The organism is Thioalkalivibrio sp. ALRh (genome assembly GCF_000381425.1).
GTDB lineage: Bacteria > Pseudomonadota > Gammaproteobacteria > Ectothiorhodospirales > Ectothiorhodospiraceae > Thioalkalivibrio.
In genome coordinates this window covers 1,003,818-1,024,249 of the sequence record NZ_KB906519.1, presented here as the reverse complement: position 1 = coordinate 1,024,249, position 20,432 = coordinate 1,003,818, and the positions used below count along the sequence as shown (strand labels likewise).

Below are 20,432 nucleotides of genomic sequence, written 5' to 3'. Positions count from 1 at the left end.
CGTGTTATCGAGGGCCGAAGTGAAAGCGGACACCGGTGCCGATGAAATTGGAACCGCTGGCATCGCTGACCACACCAAAGACGCCGGAGCGGTGATGGATACGCAGGAAGGCCTCCCATGAACTTTCTCGTGACGCGGACGGCGCGAAGGTGACTTCGGCCATCATGAACGCCTGGGTGCGGCTGGGGCGGCGATCCTCGATGACCGGATCGCCGAAGGCACGCGAGGGGCCGATGCCCCAAGCGGCCGAGGTGTCCACCAGGTGGTCCCAGGGGAAGCGGGTCCAGCGCAGGTTGGCGGCCGCGTTTAGTTCGAAGTGATCCTGCTGACCCCAGTGCCGGGCGACATTGATCTCGCCTCCGAGATGCAGATGGTCACTGAAGCGGTGGAGGCGGCGAGAGATGCCCACGGCCGCCAGGTGCGAGTCCTGCATCGCGGTCTGGAACTGGAGGATCTCGACGAAGCGGGTGTCGGTCCAGCGAGCGCCATAGGCGAAGACCGAGATGTCTGGCCGCTGCTGCACGGCCGCTCCGTCGTCTCGGGCTGTGGCCGCCCCAATCTGACAGGCGGCCAGCAACGCGGCGAGGGCGCTGGCGCTGCGATAGCGGCTGGCGGTCGCGATGCCGTGGTCCTCCTGGCGGTACTTGTGCCGGGCGCAGTACAACAAGCGTAGACGTCCATTCTGCGCGGGGCGAGCGATCGGTTAGTGGCTCGTCACAGAACCCGCCTCCCCGTCAGCCGATAACGCCGCCATGATCGCCTCTTGCGATTGAATCAGCGTGTCCCGGGCTGCCACCCGGGTTTCGTTGTTGGGGCCTCAGGTCTTCCGGTAGATCTCCGCGCCCTTCTCGACGAATTCCACCGCCTTCTCCTGCATGCCCCTCTGCAGGGCCTCGTCAGCGCTGATGCCCTGGGCCGCGGCATAGTCGCGCACGTCCTGGGTGATCTTCATGGAGCAGAAGTTCGGGCCGCACATGGAGCAGAAGTGGGCGACCTTGTGCGCCTCCTTCGGCAGGGTCTCGTCGTGGAATTCGCGCGCGCGCTCCGGGTCCAGTGCCAGGTTGAACTGGTCCTCCCAGCGGAACTCGAAGCGTGCCTTGGACAGGGCGTTGTCCTGCAGCTGCGCGCCGGGGAAGCCCTTGGCCAGGTCGGCGGCGTGGGCGGCGATCTTGTAGGTGATGATGCCGTCGCGCACGTCCTGCTTGTTGGGCAGGCCCAGATGTTCTTTCGGCGTCACGTAGCAGAGCATCGCGGTGCCGTACCAGCCGATGTTGGCCGCGCCGATGCCGGAGGTGATGTGGTCGTAGGCCGGGGCGATGTCGGTCACCAGCGGGCCGAGGGTGTAGAACGGCGCCTCGAAGCAGTCCTCCAGCTCCTTGTCGACGTTCTCCTTCACCTTCTGCAGCGGTACGTGGCCGGGGCCCTCGATCATCACCTGCACGTCGTGTTCCCAGGCCTTCTGCGTCAGCTCGCCCAGGGTCTCCAGCTCGCCGAACTGGGCGGCGTCGTTGGCGTCGGCCAGGCAGCCGGGGCGCAGGCCGTCCCCCAGCGAGAAGGAGACGTCGAAGGCCTTCATGATCTCGCAGATCTCGTCGAAGTGGGTGTAGAGGAAGTTCTCCTGGTGATGCGCCAGGCACCACTTGGCCATGATCGAACCGCCGCGGGAGACGATGCCGGTCACGCGGTCGGCGGTCAGCGGCACATACTGCAGGCGCACGCCGGCGTGGATGGTGAAGTAGTCCACGCCCTGTTCGGCCTGCTCGATCAGGGTGTCGCGGAACAGCTCCCAGGTCAGGTCCTCGGGCTTGCCGTCGACCTTCTCCAGCGCCTGGTAGATCGGCACGGTGCCGATCGGCACCGGCGAGTTGCGCAGGATCCACTCGCGGGTCTCGTGGATGTTTTTGCCGGTGGACAGGTCCATCAGGGTGTCGCCGCCCCAGCGCGCGGACCACACGAGCTTCTCCACCTCCTCCTCGATCGAGGAGGTGACCGCGGAGTTGCCGATGTTGGTGTTCACCTTCACCCGGAAGTTGCGGCCGATGATCATCGGCTCGAGTTCCGGGTGGTTGATGTTGGCGGGGATGATCGCGCGGCCGCGGGCGATCTCCTCGCGCACGAACTCGGGCGTGATCTCGTCCGGGATCGCGGCGCCGAACGACTCGCCGGCGTGTTGCCGCAGCAGCTTCCGGTAGCGCGGGTCGGCGCGCAGCTCCTGCAGGCGGTTGTTCTCGCGGATCGCGACGTACTCCATCTCCGGGGTGATGATGCCCTGGCGAGCGTAGTGCATCTGCGAGACGTTCGCGCCGGCCTTCGCGCGGCGCGGCGGGCGGATGTGCTCGAAGCGCAGGCGGGCCAGTTCCGGATCGGCGGCGCGGGCGCGGCCGTACTCGGAGCTCGGGCCGTCCAGCCACTCGGTGTCCGCGCGTTCGTCGATCCAGGGGCCGCGCAGGTCCGCCAGCCCCCGGTGTAGGTCGATGCTTGCGTCGGGGTCGGTGTAGGGGCCGGAGGTGTCGTAGACCGGGATCGGCGGGTTCTCTTCGGGGGTGCCGGAGGTCATCGTCGGCGTCTGCGCGACCTCGCGATACGGCACGCGGATGTCCGCGCGCGAACCCTCGACGTAACGCTTCTCGGAGTTCGGGAACGGGCGGGTGACCTCCGCGGAGACCTCGGCGGTCTTGCGGGCAAACGACTCGGGGATGGCGCTCATGATCGGACCTCTGCTGACGCGTGGGGCGAAGGGAGCGCGGGCAGGGCGATCGCGGGGGCAGGAACCCCAAGTACAGCAGACCGTTGACCGAGCTTCCCTCCGCCGGTGTTAACCGGTTCAGGTTCAAGGGGACTCTCTCAGCCCGACATGTGGTACGGGCACCCCCAGCTCTGGGCCACGATTGTAGCGCACGCGGCACACATTCGCCTGCAGGCGACAGGGTATCGAGGGTTGTTTTGCGGTACATTGCGCCTTTGTGACATTCTTCGCGCCGCCATGAGCCCCAAGAACTTCGTCTTCGAACTGTTTGGCCGTTCGCCGGTGCGCCCCCTGCAGGCGCACATGGAGAAGGTGCGCGCCTGCATCGCCGAGCTCCCGCCGTTCATCGAGGCCATGGCCCGGGATGACTGGGACACTGCGCGCGTTCAGCAGAAGAAGATCGTCAAGCTCGAGCACGAGGCCGACCGCCTGAAGAAGGACCTGCGGCTGCACCTGCCCAAGGGGATGATGCTGGCGATGTCGCGCCGCGACGTGCTCGACACCCTGCTGATCCAGGACCGCATCGCAAACATGGCCAAGGACATCGCGGGGCTGATGCTCGGACGCCAGATGCAGTTTCCGGCCAATATGCAGGGTCCATTGCAGCGCTTTCTGGATCGCAGTGTGGATGCGGTCAATCAGGCCGGGCGCGCGGTCAACGAGCTGGACGAGCTGGTCGAGGCGGGCTTTCGCGGACACGAGGTCGAGGTGGTCAACGACATCCTGACCGAGCTGGACCAGATCGAGCACGAATCCGACGAGGCCCAGCGCGAGGTACGCGAGATCCTGTTTGCCCAGGAGGCGGAGCTGCCCCCGGTGAACGTGATCTTCATGTATCGCGTGATTGATTCCATAGGCGAGCTGGCCGATCTGGCCCAGCGCGTGGGCAGCCGCCTGCAGCTGATGCTGGCCAAGTAACCACTCGCACCACGTACCGAGGACCGCATGGAATACGGCACCCTGTTGCTCGGCCTTGCAGTCATCTTCGGGCTCTTCATGGCCTGGGGTATTGGCGCCAACGATGTCGCCAACGCAATGGGTACCTCGGTCGGCTCGCGGGCCCTCAACATTCGCCAGGCGGTCTTTGTGGCCGCGGTGTTCGTGTTTGCCGGGGCGTGGCTGGCGGGCGGCGAGGTGACGCAGACCATCCGCAGCGGGATGGTGGACTCGGCACTGCTCGCGGACAGTCCTTCGCTGCTGGTCTACGGCATGCTCGCGGCGCTGGCGGCGGCGGGCACCTGGCTATTGACCGCTTCCTATTTCGGCTGGCCGGTCTCCACCACGCACTCCATCATCGGCGCGATCATCGGCTTTGCGGTGGTGGGCCTCGGATTTGAAGTGGTGCGCTGGGAGCGCGTCGGGACCATCGCGATCTCCTGGGTGCTGTCCCCGATGATCGGCGGGATGATCGCCTTCGCGCTGTTCCGCAGCATCCAGTTGCTGATCCTCGACACCGTCGACCCGTTGAAAAACGCCAAGCGCTGGGCGCCGCTGTATATCTTTCTGACGGCCTTCGTGACTGCGCTGGTCACGATGTTCAAGGGGCTGACGCACGTCGGGCTGGACCTCACTACCGCCCAGGCCTACAGCTTCGCCGTACTGATCAGCGTGGCGGTGGTGGTGGTCGGACTCTTCGCGATCCGGCGCCTGCGTTTCGAGGAGGCCTCCTTGCAAGCCCACGGCTCGCACTTCAGCGATGTCGAGAAGGTCTTCGGCGTGATGATGGTCGTCACCGGTTGTGCGATGGCCTTCGCGCTGGGCTCCAACGATGTCGCGAACGCGGTCGGGCCGCTGGCCGCGGTGGTGGACGTGATCCAGACTGGCGAGGTGGACCCGGAGACCGTGGTGCCGATGTGGGTCCTGCTGCTGGGCGGCTTCGGGATCGTGTTCGGGCTGTTTACCTATGGCCACAAGGTGATCGCCACGGTCGGCACCGGCATCACCCAGCTCACGCCCAGCCGCGGTTACGCGGCCACCGCGGCGGCGGCTGCGACCGTCGTACTGGCCTCCGGTACCGGGCTGCCGATCTCCACCACCCATACGCTGGTGGGGGCGATCCTGGGTGTCGGCATGGCGCGCGGGATCGCCGCGATCGACCTGCGCCTGGTGCGCATGATCTTCATGTCCTGGATCGTGACCCTGCCGGCCGGGGCGATCCTGGCCATCGTGTTCTTCTTCATTCTGCGCGGGTTGCTCGGTTAGCTGCAGAGGCGGCAAGCCCTGGCCCTAATAAAGCGGCCCCCCTAACAAGAAAGGCCCGTCTCGCTGGACGGGCCTTTCTTGTTAGCAAGCCTTGCGGTGGTGTCATCCGCCGGTCATGGACATGAAGCGCATGACCTTCTCCGGGCGTTCCGAGAACTCGTGACGCTCGGGTTTCAGGTTGATCGCCTGGATTACCAGGTCTTCCAGCTCCGAGTCGCTGCAGCCTTCGCGCAGGTAGGGGCGCAGGTTCAGGCTGTGTTCGTTGCCCAGGCAGGTGTAGATGGTGCCATCCACCGACAGGCGCACACGGTTGCAGGTGTCGCAGAAGTGCTGCGAGATCGGGGTGATGAAGCCGATGCGCACGTCGGTATCCGGGATCTGCATGTAGCGCGCCGGGCCGCCGCCGGGCATCACGCCGGGGACGAGGTTGTAGCGCTGCTCCAGACGGGCGCGCACGTCCTGCAGGTTCACATAGTGCCCCTCTTTCGCCTCGCGGCCGGTATCGCCCATCGGCATGGTCTCGATGAAGCGCAGAGTGAAGCCGTGTTCGATGCAGAAGTCGACCATGTCCTCGACCTCCGGCTCGTTGATCCCGCCCATCACCACCATGTTGATCTTGATTGGGTCGAGCCCGGCGGCCTTGGAGGCCATCAGGCCGTCCAGCACCTTCTCCAGCTTGCCGCCGGTGATCTCCTTGAAGACCTCGGGTTTGAGCGAGTCGAGGCTGACGTTGATGCGGGCCACGCCGGCGTCCTTCAGCTCCTGGGCGTGGCGCGCCATGCGCGTGGCATTCGTGGACAGCGAGATGTCGTCGATGCCGGGCAGGGCGTTCAGGCGCGCGGCCAGATCCGGGAGGTTCTTGCGCACCAGCGGCTCGCCGCCGGTCAGGCGCACGCGGCGGGTGCCGAGTCGCCCGAAGGCCCCCATCACGCGCTCGATCTCCTCGAAGCTCAGCCAGTGCTCCGGCTCCTCGAAGTCACGAAAGCCCTTGGGCATGCAGTAGAAGCAGCGCAGATCGCAGCGGTCGGTAACTGAGAGACGGACATATTCGATGCGGCGGCCGAAGGCGTCGACCAGGGCGTTCTCGTCCTTGAGGGCGTGTTGCATACGGTGTCCCGTCCTGCCGCTGGGGGCGATATGTTTCATGGTACACATCGTAGACCACTTTTCCGTGATTGCCACAACAAGGCCCCAGATTCGATGCGGCAATAAATAAATTCTCTCGCAGATTATTTCTGCTTATTCCTAGATAAGAACTTTTCGTTAGCCAAAAGGCTTCTTTATGGCCAATATGCCCAGCGTGAATAAGCAAACCATAATCTATGGGGTCGCCTGAATGAGTGCCTTACCCGAGTTCGAGAACCACAGCGAGCAGGAGATCAAGTACACCACCTGCTACATGTGTGCCTGCCGCTGCGGCATCAAGGTTACGGTCCAGAACAACAAGGTCCGTTATATCCAGGGCAACCGGCACCACCCGATCAACAAGGGTGTGCTGTGTGCCAAGGGCAACGCCGGCATCATGAAGCAACAGTCCCCGGCGCGCCTGCACCAGCCGATGCGCCGCAAGCCGGGTACCGAGCGCGGCGCCGGCGAGTTCGAGCCGATCTCCTGGGACGAGGCCCTGGACATGCTGTCCACGCGTCTGCAGAAGATCCGCGAGACCGACCCGCGCAAGCTGGCGTTCTTTACCGGCCGCGACCAGATGCAGGCCCTGACCGGCCTGTGGGCGACCCAGTTCGGTACCTACAACTGGGCGGCCCACGGCGGCTTCTGCTCGGTCAACATGGCCACCGGCGGCCTGTACACTACCGGTTTCGCGTTCTGGGAATTCGGCGACCCCGACTGGGACCGCACCAAGTACCACATGCTCTGGGGCGTGGCGGAAGACCATGCCTCCAACCCGATCAAGATCGGGCTGGAGAAGCTCAAGCGCCGCGGCGGCAAGTTCGTTGCGATCAACCCGGTGCGCACCGGCTACCAGGCGATCGCCGACGAGTGGGTGGGCATCAAGCCCGGTACCGACGGCCTGTTCGCGCTGTCGATGCTGCACGTGCTGCTGAAGAACGACCAGTTCGACTGGGACTTCCTGGTGCGCTACACCAACGCCACCCAGCTGGTGGTGCAGACCCCGGGGCAGAAGGGTGATGGCCTGATCCTGCGTGACGAGGCCGGCAACCCGCTGGTCTGGGAACTGGAGCAGGAAGCGTTCGTCGACGGCACCCAGGTCGATATCAAGCCGGCGCTGTTCGGCGAGTACACCGCGCCCGATGGCCGCCCGGTCAAGACCGTGATGACGCTGCTGGCCGAGCGCTATCTGTCGGAGGAGTATTCCCCGGAAAATACCGCCAAGATCACTGGCGTGCCGGCCGACCAGACCGAGCGTCTGGCGCTGGAGATGGCGCACGTCGCGTTCAAGGAGACGATCGAGCTCGACATCGAGTGGACCGACTCCTGGGGCCGCAAGCACGACAAGGTGTTCGGCCGTCCGGTCTCCATGCACGCGATGCGCGGCATCTCCGCGCACTCCAACGGCTTCCAGACCTGCCGCGCGATCCATCTGCTGCAGATCATGCTGGGCTCGGTGGACTGCCCTGGTGGTCACCTGGCCAAGCCGCCGTACCCCAAGCACGTCCCGCCGGGCATCAAGCCGGCCAAGGAATGCGCGCCGAACACCCCGCTGAAGAGCCCGCCGCTCGGTTTCCCGACCGCGCCGGAGGACCTGGTCATCGATGACGACGGCAACCCGCTGCGCATCGACAAGGCCTTCTCCTGGGATGCCCCGATCTCCAACCATGGCCTGATGCACATGGTGGTGACCAACGCGGTCAACGGCGATCCCTACCCGATCGACACGCTGATCTTCTTCATGGCGAACATGTCCTGGAACTCCTCGATGAATACCGCCGAGGTGATGGACATGCTGCGGGCGAAGGACGACAGCGGCGAGTACAAGATCCCGTTCCTGGTGGTCGCGGACGCGTTCCACTCGGAGACGGTCAACTTTGCCGATCTGGTGCTCCCGGACACGACTTATCTGGAGCGTTACGACACGATCTCCATGCTGGACCGCCCGATCTCCGAGCCGGCCGCGGCGGCGGACTCCATCCGCCACCCGATCCTCGAGGTCGACCGCGACGTGCGTCCCTGGCAGGAGGTCATGGTCGAGCTGGCCGGTCGTCTGAAGTTCCCGGCGTTCACCAACGACGACGGCAGCCGCAAGTTCGACGATTACAAGGACTTCATCGTCAACTTCGAGAAGGAGCCGGGGATCGGCTTTTTGTCCGGCTACCGCGGCAAGGACGGCAAGAGCCATCTGCGTGGCGAGCCGAACCCGAAGCAGTGGGAGGCGTACATCGAGAACCAGGGGTTCTTCGTGCATCACCTGGCGCCGAACCAGCAGTTCTACCGCTACGCGAACAAGGAGTACCTGGAGCTGGCCAAGCACGCCGGCTGGGTGGGCAAGACGGATCCGATTACGATCGAGCTCTACTCCGAGACCCAGCAGCGCTTCAAGCTGGCCGGTCAGGGCCTGTATGACGGCCCGCAGCCGACCAAGCAGGAGCACAAGGATCGCCTGACCCAGTTCTTCGATCCGCTGCCGATCTGGCACAAGCCGCTGGAGCAGACCCGTATCGACGAGGACGAGTACCCGTTCTACGCGGTCAACCAGCGCCCGATGTTCATGTACCACTCCTGGGACTCGCAGAACGCCTGGCTGCGTCAGATCTGCGCCCAGAACTACCTGTACATGAACCGCGGCAAGGCCGAGTCCATGGGCATCGAGGACCTGTCCTGGGTGTGGATGGAATCGCACAACGGCAAGGTCCGTGTGCAGGTCAAGCTGATCGAGGGCTGCGAGCCGAGCACCGTCTGGACCTGGAACGCGATCGGCAAGCAGAAGGGCGCCTGGGGCCTGAAGCCGGACGCGAACGAGTCCAACAAGGGCTTCCTGATGAACCACCTGATCAGCGAGCTGCTGCCGAAGAAGGGCGATCCGGTGGACAACATCACCAACTCCGACCCAGTAACCGGCCAGGCCGCGTGGTACGACCTGAAGGTCAAGATCACCCCGGCCGATCCGGAAGAGGCCAGCACCTGGCCCGACTTCGACACGGTCAAGCCGGCCCCCGGCATGTCCGAGGCCCCGGATCAGCTGCGCTACGCCGCGCACAAGCCGGTGCACCTGAATCGTTCCATCCGTGACGTGCTGACCCGCGGCTCGCTGGACGAAGACCGCTAGGTATCACGGATCCGGGCCATGCCGCCGGCCCCGGCCGGCGGCCCGAGGAAATTTGAGGAGTAGTTGTATGCGACTTGGACTCGTAATCGACATGGACACCTGCGTGGGCTGTCACGCCTGTGCGGTGGCCTGCAAGCAGTGGAACACCAGCGGCACCACCGGTGCGCTGACCGACTATCGCCCGTACGGCGAGGACCCGAGCGGCGTCTGGTTCAACCGCGTGCGCCACTACGAGGTCGGGGACTACCCCAACAACAAGACCGTCAACATCCCGATGTCCTGCATGCACTGCCAGCATGCTGACTGCGTGAATGTCTGCCCGACCGGCGCTTCCTACAAGCGTCCGGAAGACGGCATCGTGCTGGTCGACCAGGACAAGTGCATGGGCTGTAACTACTGTGCCTGGGCCTGCCCCTACGGTGCGCGCGAGCTGGACCGCGAAGACGGCGTGATGAAGAAGTGCACGCTGTGCGTGGACCGCATCTACGACGAGGCCCTGCCGCCGGAAGAACGCCAGCCGGCCTGCGTGATCACCTGCCCGGCCCATGCCCGGTTCTTCGGTGACTTCGACGACGACAACTCCGAGGTCAGCCGCCTGGTGCGCGAGCGTGGCGGCGTGAAGCAGATGCCGGAGCTGGGCTACAAGCCAGTCAACACCTATCTGCCCCCGCGTATCACCCGTCCCATCCCCATCGACGACGTGCGGGCCAACCGTCTGGTCAGCTCGGTGAAGGACTGGGTCAACAAGATGGTCGCGCGTTAGGCGCGGCCCGATCGGGAGAATTCATATGCATCCGGCATTTTCCGTCATCCTGTTTACCGTCATCTCCGGTGCGGGCTACGGCCTGTTCATCCTGCTGGCGGCCTTCCACCTCGCGGGCATCGGTCCGGCCATGAGCCACGGCGAGCTGCTGGCACACGGCGCGGTCTCGCTGGGGATGATCACCCTGGGGCTGATGCTCTCCACCGGCCACCTGGCGAACAAGAAAAACGCCTGGCGCTCGTTCATGCGCTTCAAGACCTCCTGGCTGTCGCGCGAGGCCGTGTTCGCGGTGCTGTTCTATCCCTTCGCCGGGATCTACGGCCTGGGCGTCCTGCTGCAGGGCGCGGCCATCGGGCCGTTGCCGGCGCTGGCCGGCGTGATCGCCGCCGTGCTGGCCGTGATCACCCTGTTCTCCACGGGGATGATCTACGGTTGTCTGAAGACCATCCGCCAGTGGAACACCGCGCTGACCCCGGCCAACTACATCATGCTGGGCATCGCGACCGGCACCACGCTGTTTGCCGCCATTGCCACCGTGTTCGGCAATGCCACGGCGATGCATGCGGGTGTCGCGATGGTCGCGCTGGTTGCTGCCGCCGTGCTGAAGGCGATCTACTACTTCTGGATCTCGCGCGTGAATGGCCCGACGATCAATACCGCCACCACCTTCAACCGTGCGACCGTGCGCCTGCTGGATACCGGCCACACCGCCGGCACCTTCCTGACCGACGAGTTCGGCTACGACCCGCGCAAGGACACCATCGACAACGTGAAGATGGGCGTCTTCCTGCTCGGCTTTGTGGCCCCGGTCCTGGTGTTCGCGTCGATCCTGTCGGGCGCCCCGGCCGGCATCGCCTGGCTGGCCGCTGTCTCGAGCCTGATCGGTATCGGCATGGAGCGGTGGCTGTTCTTCGCCGAGGCCAAGCACGTCGTGCGCCTGTACCACGGTGCCCAGACCTGCACCAACTCCCTGGCCGAGCCCGCTCGCGGCCGTACCTCGGTCGCGCCGGTCACGGACCCGACTGACGCGCGCCGCTGGGAGCTGGGGGATACCCCCGGGGGCTCCGGCTCCTGATGTCGGCCGGCCTTCGGCGGTTGCCGGGCGCAGTTGCCGGGTGACCACCGAGGGTCTCGTCAGGGAATACCCCCGGGGGCTCCGGCTCCTGATGTCGGCCGGCCTTCGGCGGTTGCCGGGCGCAGTTGCCGGGTGACCACCGAGGGTCTCGTCAGGGAATACCCAACTAAAACGGGCCAGCATGCTGGCCCGTTTTCTTATGGTGCCTGGTTTCCCCAAGGCGGGTTATTTCGCCTTGTCGTCCTCGTGCATGCCATGAAGGATGAAGTAGCCGACGTACACGAAGAACGCCACGATGCCCACCAGGGTCAGGATCGTCAGGATCCCGATGGGCGATTGAAACATGATTTCAGTCAACATCACGCACTCCCGGTTGCAGTGGTCACCTTCAAGCTAGCGCTGCTGCCGGGGCTTCGATTTGATCTGGATCAAGGGAGTGGCGGCATTTGCCGGTCAGGATGCCGGATCGCCGCGCTGGCCGGGCCAGGGCATGTTGGAAGCGGAACTGATGTTGCGCCCGAGAGGATGGCTTCGCCGCCTTTGGCGGCTCGGTCCTTCGGACCGGTGCAGCCGTTGGCTGCACCGCGATGTCGGCCCGCTTCGCGGGCCCGATTCGAACGGGAGGTTCGAATCGGGCCCTCCAGCACCCCATTACGCAGAAAGGGACCACGAGGGTCCCTTTCTGCGTAATGGCGCGCCCGAGAGGATTCGAACCTCTGACCTCTGCCTCCGGAGGGCAGCGCTCTATCCAGCTGAGCTACGGGCGCAAGACGAGTAATGATACGGGGCGCTGAGCGGGTCCGTCCAGCGCATTTTTGACTGCCCTACTGGGTTTGTGGTCTCGAGAGGGACGATGCCCTATACTCGGCGCCCGATTTGCGCGCCTGGCGCGTGGGAATACTTGGGCTAGGAACCATTACGGCCGCGCGCGGCCCGCACCTTTCGGAGGGAGAGCAAGTGGCGAATCAACCGATCAAGATGGACACCGGTAACAAGGTGTTGATGTTCATCGCATCCGTGGCGCTGCTCGCCACTGTGATCTACCTGTTGATCCAGTTGGCGAACTTCATGGGAGGGCTCCAGCTAGGCGAGCCCAGTGAGGCCGAGCGCGATCGGATCGTCGAACGCATCCAGCCGATCGGTCGCGTGGCCTCCGGTCCGGTCGATATGGAGGAAGAGACCGCCGACCTGAGTCCGGGTGACATCTACAGCAATGTCTGTGCGGCCTGTCACGACACCGGGGCCTCCGATGCCCCGATCAAGGGCGACTCCGACGCCTGGGCCGCCCGCCTCGACGAGCGCAGCCTGGACGAGGTGTTCGACAACTCCATCAACGGCATAGGTGCGATGCCGGCTCGCGGCGGTGATTCCAGCCTGAGTGACGAGGAAGTGAAGCTGGTGGTGGTCTACATGCTGGACGAAGCCGGTATTGATCACGGCTGGGAGCCCGAAGACGCCAACGGCGATGAGAACGGCAATGGTGACGAAAACGGTAACGGCGAGGCCGTGACCGAAGATGACGATGCCGCTGTCGAGGACGACGAAGCACTGGAAGGGATTGCCCTGGATACCGGTGACGTGAGTCGTGGCGAGTCCCTGTACAGCACCTGCATCGCTTGCCATGGTGCCCAGGGTCAGGGTTCCCCAGCGTTCCCGAAGATTGCCGGCCAGACCGCCGAGTACACCGCCGACAAGCTCGTGCGCTACCGTGCCGGCGAGACCGTGGGTGACCGCACGGCCCTGATGGCGCCGAATGCGGCCCGCCTGTCGGACCAGGATATTGCCGACCTGGCGGTGTACGTCGCGACCTTCGAAGACTGATCGGTTTCGATCCGATCTCAAGGCCCGCGTCGGCAGCTGCCGTGCGGGCCTTTTCTTTGCCGGGTTACTGGGTGCGCCAGTGATCCAGCGCGCGATAGCTGAGCGCCTCGGTCAGGTGACCGGTCGTGATCGGGTCGCTGGGTTCGAGGTCGGCGATCGTCCGCGCGAGGCGCAGGATGCGGTGGTAGGCGCGTGCCGACAGGCGAAAGCGCTCCGCAGCGCGGTCCAGCAGGGCGCGATCGCCTGCCTCCAGGGTGGCGTGCTGGTCCAGCATCTGGCCCGCCAGTTCGCGATTGAGGGAGCCCTGGCGTTGCCGTTGGCGTTCCTGCGCCAGGGCGACGCGTTGCGCGACGGTCCTGGAGTCTTCGCCGGGTTCGCCATGCGAGGCCAGTTCGGGCGGCGGGATGCGCGGGACCTCGATCGCCAGGTCGATGCGGTCCAGTAGCGGCGCGGACAGGCGTCGCCGGTGGCGCGCCATCTGTTCCGGGGAGCACTGGCAGCGCGCCCCGAGGTCGCAGTCGAAGCCCTGTGGACAGGGGTTCATCGCCGCTACCAGCTGGAACCGGGCGGGAAACTCGGCCTGCCGGGCGGCTCGGGCGATATGAATCGTCCCGGTCTCAAGCGGCTCGCGCAGGACATCGAGCACACTGCGCTGGAATTCGGTCAGCTCGTCCAGAAACAGCACGCCGTGATGCGCCAGCGAGATCTCGCCCGGGCGTGGTGTGGAGCCACCACCGACCAGTGCGACCCCCGAGGCCGTGTGGTGGGGCGAGCGGAACGGTCGGGCGCGCCAGTCGCGCTGCAGGTGGCCGGTGTCGCGCAGACTGTGGATCGCGGCGGTCTCCAGTGCTTCCGCCTCGGACATCGGTGGCAGGATGCCCGGTATGCGTGCGGCCAGCATGGACTTGCCGCTGCCGGGCGGGCCGACCATTAACAGGTGGTGGCCACCCGCGGCCGCGATCTCCAGTGCGCGACGTGCCTGGTGCTGACCGCGCACATCGGCCAGGTCGGGGTAGCGATCCGGTTCCGCTTCGACGGGTCGGCCCTCGTCCAGCTCCCCTTGACCCTGCAGCCCGGCGCAGACCGCGATCAGGTGGTCGGCGGTGCGCACCCGCGCGGCGCTGGCCAGTGCCGCCTCGGCCCCGTCCTCGGGGTTCACGATCAGCTCGCGCGCCTCATTAGCGGCTGCCAGTGCGGCGGCCAGCGTCCCGCCGACCGGCCGCAGGGTCCCGTCCAGTCCCAGTTCGCCCAGAAACTCGCGCCCTTCGAGGGCGCTGCCCGGGATCTGCTGGCTGGCGGCGAGGATGCCCAATGCGATGCCGAGGTCGAAACGCCCGCCATCCTTCGGCAGGTCGGCCGGGGCCAGGTTGACGGTGATGCGGCGGCGGGGAAAGTCGAAGCCGCTGGTCTGGATGGCCGCGCGGACGCGGTCGCGGCTCTCGCGCACGGCCGCCTCCGGCAGGCCGACAATCTGGAATGACGGCAGGCCGTTGGCCAGGTGAGTCTCGATGGTGACCAGCGGTGCCTGGATCCCGGCGACCGCACGGGCATGGCTGATGGCAATGGGCATCCTTGCCCTCCCTGTTGCGGGTCCGGGCCTCCGTGCCCGGTGGTTCTATGGGGAGTGTGTTACTCCGCGGTCTTGCGTTCGGCCTCGAGGGCCTCCACGCGGGCTTCCAGCTCGGCCAGGCGTTCGCGGGTGCGTTCCAGCAGCGCAACCTGGACGTCGAAGTCCTCGCGGGTGACCAGGTCCATGCGCTCGAAGCCGTGCTGCAGCGACGAGCGGACCTGACGCTGGACATCCTCCTGCATATGGCGCACCGACTCCGGCAGGCTCTCGGTGATCCGGCGCGCGAGATCGTCAAAGCGTTTGGGGTCGATCATGGGCCGTTCTCTTCTTTTGATTCGAGGATGTATTCAGTGTAGCGCGTCGCGCGGATCGTTACTGCGAGGCGGAGCGCCCGCCATCCACCGGGATCACCTGTCCGGTGATGTAGGGCGCATCCAGCAGCAGAAAGCGTACCGTACGGGCGATGTCGTCGGGGTGGCCCTCGCGTTTGAGGGCGGTGCGCTCGACCATCGCTTCGTGCGTCCCGGCATTGTTCGGATCCTCGGGCGAGAGGATTGCGCCGGGTGCGACGCCGTTAACACGCACGTCCGGGCCCAGTTCGCGGGCATAGGCCTGGGTCAGGGCCCAGAGTCCCGCCTTCGCCGCGGAATACACGGGGTAACCCTTCAGCGGGCGCAGGGCATGAATGTCCACGATGTTGACCACTGCGCCCCGGGTGCGCGCGAGCGCCGGCGCACAGGCCTGGGTCAGAAATGTGGGGGCCTTCAGGTTGGACCCGACCAGGTCATCCCATGCCTGCGTATCGATCGCGCCGACCGGGGTCGCGTAGAAGGTCGAGGCATTGTTGACCAGGTAATCCAGCCGCCCCCAGGCCTCTTCCGCCTCGCGTGCCAGGCGCTGGATGTCGTTCAGGTTCAGCAGGTCGGCTTGCAGGATGCGCGCGCTGTCCTCGCGCCGGGCATTCAGCGAGTCGGCCAGGGCGGCAGCGTCGTCGCGCGACCCTCGATAGTGAATGAGCACGCGCAGGCCCTCGCCGTGCAGCCAGCGCACGATGGTCGCGCCGACCCGGCGCGCGGATCCGGTGACCAGCACCACGCCGGTTTCCGATCGCTCTCCCTGTGTGTGTTCCGTCACGTCATGCCTCGCCTTGGTACCATTTGTCGCCATGCTGCCGCCGAAACCTAGCACACCCGCGCCGGACGACCCGGCTGCCGCCATCGCGCGGCAGATGCACGACTCCCTGCAACAGAGTATCGCCGCGCACGGCGGGTTCCTCCCGTTTGTCGATTACATGCACCAGGCGCTGTATGCGCCGGGGCTCGGCTATTACGTGAACGGGGCGCGCAAGTTGGGCGCGGGCGGTGATTTCGTGACCGCGCCGGAGCTGTCCTCGCTCTTCGGCGAGACCCTGGCCAGCTGGCTGGCCCCGCTGCTGCGCGACGAACTGGCGGGCGGCGGGCAGCTGCTGGAGTTTGGCGCGGGCAGCGGCCGGCTGGCCGGCGATGTGCTTGTGACGCTGCGCGAGCTGGGCGTGGGCTGGCAGTGCTACAAGATCATCGAGGTCAGCCCGGACCTGCGGGCTATGCAGCAGGAGCACCTGGCGGAACGCCTGGAGCCGGAGGAGTACGCCCGGGTGGAATGGCTCGATGCCCTGCCCGAGGAGCCGATCCGGGGTGTGGTACTGGCGAACGAGGTGCTCGACGCACTGCCGGTGGAGCTCTTTCGCTGGCGCGAGGGCCAGCCCTGGCAGATGGGTGTCACAGTGGATGGCGACGGCAGGCTGGTGCTGGCGGAGCAGTCGGCCCCCGAGCCACTGGCGGACGTCGTGCGCGAGCTGCAGGCGGTGCATGGCCCCTGGCCCGACGGATACACCTCCGAGTGGCGTCCGGCTCAGGCGGCCTGGGTTGCGAGCGTGGCCGCCTGTCTGGAGCAGGGTGTAGCGTTGCTGGTCGACTACGGGTTTCCGCGGGCCGCGTATTACGCCGCGGAGCGCCACCAGGGCACGCTGGTTGGCTATTACCGTCAGCAGATGATGCTGGACCCCCTGGCGGAGCCCGGGCTGATGGACCTGACGGCCAGCGTCGATTTCACTGCGGTGGCCGAGGCCGCGGATGCGGCGGGGCTCGATGTGCTCGGTTATGCCGCGCAGGGCGAGTTCCTGCTGGGTGCGGGCCTGGCGCAGCGCTTCGAGGCGCGCGTCGGCAGTGGCGAGGATGCCCGCAAGACCATGCAGGCCGCCCAGGCCGTGCGCATGCTGACCCTGCCCGGAGAGATGGGCGAGCGCTTTCAGGTGATGACCCTGGGTCGCGCCTGTGCTGCGCTCGACTTCTCCGCGATCCCCGATCGGCGCGGCCGCCTGTGAGGGACTCGCAATCCCGTCCGGTTCGCCCGGAATCCTTCCCCGTACCCGCGCCCCGAGGCATGCTGCTCCTATGAAAGTCCTGGGTATCGAGACCTCCTGCGACGAGACGGGCGTGGCGCTGATCGATGATCAGCGCGGCCTGCTCGCGCACCGGCTGTACAGCCAGACCGACCTGCATGCGGTCTACGGCGGCGTGGTGCCGGAGCTCGCTTCGCGCGATCACATCCGGCGCCTGCTGCCGCTGCTGCGGGCGGTGCTGGACGAGGCGGGCGTGAAGGGGCCCGAGCTGGATGCAATCGCCTATACCGGCGGGCCGGGACTGCTGGGGGCCCTGCTGACGGGGGCCTCGGTCGCGCGCTCGCTCGCCTGGGGCTGGGGCGTGCCGGTGATGCCGGTGCACCACCTCGAAGGCCACCTGCTGGCCCCGTTCCTGGAGGACGCCGGACTCGATTTCCCGTTCCTGGTGCTGCTGGTCTCCGGCGGGCACACGCAGCTGATCCATGCCCGGTCTCTGGGCGATTACGAACTCTTGGGCGAGAGTATCGACGACGCCGCCGGCGAGGCCTTCGACAAGACCGCCAAGCTGCTGGGGCTGGGCTATCCTGGCGGTCCCGCCCTGTCGCGCCTGGCCGAGCAGGGGGTGAGCGATGCCCTGCGTCTGCCGCGCCCGATGCTCGACCGGCCGGGGCTGGACATGAGCTTTTCCGGCCTGAAGACGGCCGTGCTGACTGCCCTGAACAAGCAGGAATACCGCCCGCAGGATGTCGCGCGCGCATTCGAGGAGGCGGTCAGCGAGACCCTGGTGGAGAAGACCCGGAGGGCGCTGGAGCAGAGTCAGGCCCCGGCGCTGGTGGTCGCCGGCGGGGTGGCCGCGAACACCCGGCTGCGCGCGGGACTGCAGGCGATGGCCGCGCAACAGGGGGTGCCGGTGTATTTCCCGCGGATCGAGTTCTGCACGGACAACGGGGCGATGATCGCGCTCGCCGGGCTGCGCCGCCTGCAGGCGGGCTGGGCGCCCGACGACCAGGCCCCGGCGATCACGGCGCGTGCCCGCTGGCCGCTGGCGGAGCTCTCCGCCTGAGGCAGATCGCTAGTCTCGCGGCGGTTCTGCCGCCTCGTCCTTCTTGTAGCCGATCTTCCCTTCCTCCCCGCGCATCAGGCGGCGGATGTTGGTGTCGTGGCGGATGAACAGCACCACCGCCATGGCCGCCACGATCAGCGCGAGCCAGAAATCCGGTTCCAGGAACACGAAGTAAACGGGTGCCAGCGTCGCCGCGACCAGGGCCGACAGCGAGGAGTAGCGCCAGATCGCGGCGACCACGAGCCAGGTCAGCAGCGTGAGCCCGCCGACCAGCGGGTTGAGTGCCAGAAGCACGCCCAGCGCGGTGGCCACGCCCTTGCCGCCGCGAAAGCCGTAGTACACGGGAAACACATGTCCGAGGAAGGCGGCCAGGCCGATCAGGCCGAGGGCCCAGGTCGGAAAGATGCTGAGCTGGGCGGCGACGAACACCGGCAGCCAGCCCTTGCCGACATCCCCGATCAACGTGATGATGGCCGCCTTCTTGCCTCCGTAGCGCAGTACGTTGGTCGCACCGGGGTTGCCCGAGCCTGTGTGACGTGGGTCCGGCAGCCGCAGCAACTTGCTCACGACGATGGCCGTGGAAAGCGATCCCAGCAGATACGCGATGACAATGCCCAGTACGATGTCCATGCAAACTCGACCTGAAGATTCGGTTGGGTGGGGTGTGGCGCGAAACGGCGCCCATGATACGCAAGCCGGGGCGCTGCGTTCAGGGTGGCGGCGGGTTGGCCCGCGATGACGCGCCCGACCCTTGTGCTGCTGCACGGCTGGGGGTTCTCCCCGGCAGTCTGGGCGCCTTTGCGTGCCGCGCTGCCCGGGTTCGAGATCTACGCGCCGGCCCTGCCGGGGCACGGGGAACTCGCTGGTGGAGAGGCCCTGGGCGATCCTGTGGCTACCTGCGAGGCCATCCGGGCTCAGCTGCCGCGCCCGCTGTCGCGCCCCATCTGGCTGGGCTGGTCGCTCGGCGGGCTGGTTGCGCTGGAGCTGGCGCGCCAGATGCCGGATACCCGGGGGCTCATGCTGCTCAATTCCACGCCGCGTTTTGCAGCGGCCCCGGACTGGGGCCATGCGCTGCCGGCCGCGGAGCTTGCGGACTTTCAGTTGGCCCTCGAGGGGCCCCGGCGGCGGCTGCACCGGCGACTGGCCATGCTCTGCGCCAGGGGCTCGCCGGAAGCGGCCTCGCTGGCCGCCGACCTGACGAGCGAGCTGGAGGGTACCCCGGCGACCGATCAGGGCCTTGCGGCCGGGCTGGCCTGCCTGATGGGCCGTGACCAGCGCGCCTGCTGGCAATCCAGTCCGGTGCCGGTCGCGGCCTGCCTCGCCGAGGGGGACGCGCTGGTGCCGTCCACCGTGGCGGACGGCCTGCGCGGCCTGCGCCCGGACGCCCGACTGGCCGTGCGGCTCGGGGGGCATGCGCAGTGGTGGCGGGACCCGGCGCCCGTGGCGGCCTTCATAAACGAGTTTGTAGCGGCACTGGAGTGATCGGCGATCCATGACGGGGGCAGATGAATACGCACTGGACAAGGCGCGCGTACGCGAGGCCTTCGGGCGGGCGGCCGCGGGCTACGAGGCCCATGCGGTGCTGCAGCGCGAGGTCCAGGGGCGGCTGCTCGAGCGACTCGATCTGGTCAAGCTCCAACCGGTCCGCGTGCTGGATCTGGGCTGCGGCACCGGGGAGGCGCTGGATCTCCTGGCGCGGCGCTACCGCAAGGCCGAGCTGACCGGTGTTGATTTTGCCCCGGGTATGGTCGCGGCGGCGCAGCGCCGGGGCCGCTGGTGGCGACGGCCGCTGGCCGTGTGTGCGGACATCGAGGCGCTGCCCCTGCCGGAGGCGCACTACGATCTGGCGATCTCCAGTGCGGCGTTGCAGTGGTGTGCCAGCCTCGATCAGACCTTTGCCGAGGTGCGGCGTGTGCTGGCCCCGGGGGCGCTGTGGACCTTTTCCACCTTCGGCCCGGATACCCTGCGTGAGCTGCGCGCGGCCTTTGCCGAGGTCGACGGCGGGGACGCGCAACACGTGAATGCCTTTGTCGATATGCACGACATCGGTGATGCCCTGGTGCGTGCGGGGTTCGCGGACCCGGTGATGGATCAGGAGAGCCTGACGCTCACCTATGGCGATTTCGAGACTCTGTTGCGTGATCTGCGTGGGGTGGGGGTGCGCAATGCGCTGGCTGGGCGTGGGCGCGGGCTGCTGGGTCCGCGTCGGCTGCAGGCCGTGGCTGAGGCCTATGCGCGGGCGTTTGCGGTCGAGGGTCGACTGCCGGCGACCTGGGAGATTGTGTACGGCCATGCCTGGGTGCCGGAGGCTCCGCCGCCCTCGAAGCCGCAAGGCCGGGTGATTCCCGTTCGGCCGGTCTCTTGATCCAGATCAATCCGGGGCGATTGGCCCCTCGCGGAGCAAGGCCATAAAGATGTATTCTCTCTGGCGCTGAAAGTTCCGCCTGACTTGGGGCTAATTCCGAGTGTTACAGGCGGTATTGGTTTTTTGTGCGTCTGGAATGGGGTAAAGTTCACGCCCCCCGAAACCATCGGGACATCCGTGTTCCCCGCAGCAAGGTGGAAAAAG

At 66.6% G+C, this 20,432-nt stretch carries 18 protein-coding genes, 1 tRNA gene and 1 riboswitch; of the genes, 10 read left to right on the top strand and 9 right to left on the bottom strand.

All coding sequences use genetic code 11. The annotated features are described in order from the left end of the window. Positions 1-4 precede the first annotated feature (4 nt). Both F791_RS0104910 and thiC read right to left on the bottom strand, forming a co-directional pair. Positions 5-664: a hypothetical protein gene (locus tag F791_RS0104910; protein ID WP_026332998.1), complete on the bottom strand. Its 660-nt coding sequence runs from the start codon at positions 662-664 to the stop codon at positions 5-7. A gap of 153 nt (positions 665-817) precedes the next feature. Next, positions 818-2,707, bottom strand: a complete 1,890-nt coding sequence (gene thiC, locus F791_RS0104900) for a phosphomethylpyrimidine synthase ThiC (protein ID WP_019592263.1) — start codon at positions 2,705-2,707, stop codon at positions 818-820. A gap of 77 nt (positions 2,708-2,784) precedes the next feature. Further along, positions 2,785-2,883: riboswitch (TPP riboswitch) on the bottom strand. A gap of 100 nt (positions 2,884-2,983) precedes the next feature. On the opposite strand from thiC, the gene F791_RS0104895 reads away from it, so the two are divergent. Both F791_RS0104895 and F791_RS0104890 read left to right on the top strand, forming a co-directional pair. Then, entirely contained in the window at positions 2,984-3,664 is a 681-nt protein-coding gene (locus tag F791_RS0104895) for a TIGR00153 family protein (protein ID WP_012981556.1), read from the top strand. 27 nt (positions 3,665-3,691) lie between these two features. Further along, on the top strand, positions 3,692-4,948 hold the full coding sequence (locus F791_RS0104890) for an inorganic phosphate transporter (protein WP_012981557.1): 1,257 nt from the start codon (positions 3,692-3,694) through the stop codon (positions 4,946-4,948). A gap of 102 nt (positions 4,949-5,050) precedes the next feature. Here F791_RS0104890 and moaA read toward each other — a convergent pair whose 3' ends face one another. Continuing rightward, positions 5,051-6,055 (bottom strand): GTP 3',8-cyclase MoaA, encoded by a 1,005-nt coding sequence (gene moaA, locus F791_RS0104885; protein ID WP_012981558.1) that lies wholly within the window; start codon positions 6,053-6,055, stop codon positions 5,051-5,053. 229 nt (positions 6,056-6,284) lie between these two features. Between moaA and F791_RS0104880 the strand changes: the two genes are divergently transcribed. The 3 genes from F791_RS0104880 (at position 6,285) to F791_RS0104870 (ending at position 11,029) form a co-directional block, all read left to right on the top strand. Continuing rightward, entirely contained in the window at positions 6,285-9,191 is a 2,907-nt protein-coding gene (locus F791_RS0104880) for a molybdopterin oxidoreductase family protein (RefSeq protein WP_012981559.1), read from the top strand. A 67-nt stretch (positions 9,192-9,258) separates the two neighbouring features. Continuing rightward, positions 9,259-9,954 (top strand): 4Fe-4S dicluster domain-containing protein, encoded by a 696-nt coding sequence (locus F791_RS0104875; protein WP_018175142.1) that lies wholly within the window; start codon positions 9,259-9,261, stop codon positions 9,952-9,954. Positions 9,955-9,979: 25 nt separating this feature from the next. Then, positions 9,980-11,029, top strand: coding sequence for a DmsC/YnfH family molybdoenzyme membrane anchor subunit (locus tag F791_RS0104870; RefSeq protein WP_012981561.1), 1,050 nt, complete (start codon positions 9,980-9,982; stop codon positions 11,027-11,029). A gap of 225 nt (positions 11,030-11,254) precedes the next feature. Here F791_RS0104870 and F791_RS13845 read toward each other — a convergent pair whose 3' ends face one another. Together F791_RS13845 and F791_RS0104860 are read right to left on the bottom strand one after the other, a co-directional pair. After that, positions 11,255-11,389, bottom strand: coding sequence for a hypothetical protein (locus F791_RS13845; protein WP_012981562.1), 135 nt, complete (start codon positions 11,387-11,389; stop codon positions 11,255-11,257). A gap of 330 nt (positions 11,390-11,719) precedes the next feature. Beyond that, a tRNA-Arg gene (locus F791_RS0104860) sits at positions 11,720-11,796 on the bottom strand. Positions 11,797-11,986: 190 nt separating this feature from the next. On the opposite strand from F791_RS0104860, the gene F791_RS0104855 reads away from it, so the two are divergent. Beyond that, positions 11,987-12,850 carry a c-type cytochrome gene (locus F791_RS0104855; protein ID WP_012981564.1) on the top strand — a complete coding sequence of 288 codons (864 nt, stop codon included), beginning with the start codon at positions 11,987-11,989 and terminating at the stop codon, positions 12,848-12,850. Between the two features lie 64 nt (positions 12,851-12,914). On the opposite strand, the gene F791_RS0104850 is transcribed toward F791_RS0104855, so the two are convergent. Genes F791_RS0104850 through F791_RS0104840 form a run of 3 tightly spaced genes read right to left on the bottom strand, consistent with a single transcriptional unit; the run spans position 12,915 to position 15,515 of the window. Beyond that, entirely contained in the window at positions 12,915-14,420 is a 1,506-nt protein-coding gene (locus F791_RS0104850; RefSeq protein WP_012981565.1) for a YifB family Mg chelatase-like AAA ATPase, read from the bottom strand. Positions 14,421-14,479: 59 nt separating this feature from the next. Next, on the bottom strand, positions 14,480-14,734 hold the full coding sequence (locus F791_RS0104845; protein WP_012981566.1) for an accessory factor UbiK family protein: 255 nt from the start codon (positions 14,732-14,734) through the stop codon (positions 14,480-14,482). A gap of 58 nt (positions 14,735-14,792) precedes the next feature. Continuing rightward, on the bottom strand, positions 14,793-15,515 hold the full coding sequence (locus F791_RS0104840; protein WP_018138211.1) for a pteridine reductase: 723 nt from the start codon (positions 15,513-15,515) through the stop codon (positions 14,793-14,795). 133 nt (positions 15,516-15,648) lie between these two features. Here F791_RS0104840 and F791_RS0104835 point away from each other — a divergent pair, with 133 nt between their 5' ends. After that, positions 15,649-16,782: a class I SAM-dependent methyltransferase gene (locus F791_RS0104835; protein ID WP_019592262.1), complete on the top strand. Its 1,134-nt coding sequence runs from the start codon at positions 15,649-15,651 to the stop codon at positions 16,780-16,782. A gap of 70 nt (positions 16,783-16,852) precedes the next feature. Further along, the gene (gene tsaD / locus F791_RS0104830; RefSeq protein WP_019592261.1) at positions 16,853-17,863 is read left to right on the top strand and encodes a tRNA (adenosine(37)-N6)-threonylcarbamoyltransferase complex transferase subunit TsaD; all 1,011 of its coding nucleotides are present in this window, start codon (positions 16,853-16,855) and stop codon (positions 17,861-17,863) included. A gap of 9 nt (positions 17,864-17,872) precedes the next feature. Here the strand turns inward: tsaD and plsY are convergent, their stop codons facing one another. After that, the gene (plsY, locus tag F791_RS0104825; protein ID WP_018993411.1) at positions 17,873-18,493 is read right to left on the bottom strand and encodes a glycerol-3-phosphate 1-O-acyltransferase PlsY; all 621 of its coding nucleotides are present in this window, start codon (positions 18,491-18,493) and stop codon (positions 17,873-17,875) included. A gap of 105 nt (positions 18,494-18,598) precedes the next feature. Between plsY and F791_RS0104820 the strand changes: the two genes are divergently transcribed. Both F791_RS0104820 and bioC read left to right on the top strand, forming a co-directional pair. After that, the gene (locus F791_RS0104820; RefSeq protein WP_018993412.1) at positions 18,599-19,345 is read left to right on the top strand and encodes an alpha/beta fold hydrolase; all 747 of its coding nucleotides are present in this window, start codon (positions 18,599-18,601) and stop codon (positions 19,343-19,345) included. Positions 19,346-19,355: 10 nt separating this feature from the next. Beyond that, positions 19,356-20,228 (top strand): malonyl-ACP O-methyltransferase BioC, encoded by an 873-nt coding sequence (bioC, locus tag F791_RS0104815; protein ID WP_018993413.1) that lies wholly within the window; start codon positions 19,356-19,358, stop codon positions 20,226-20,228. The last annotated feature ends 204 nt before the right edge of the window (positions 20,229-20,432 follow it).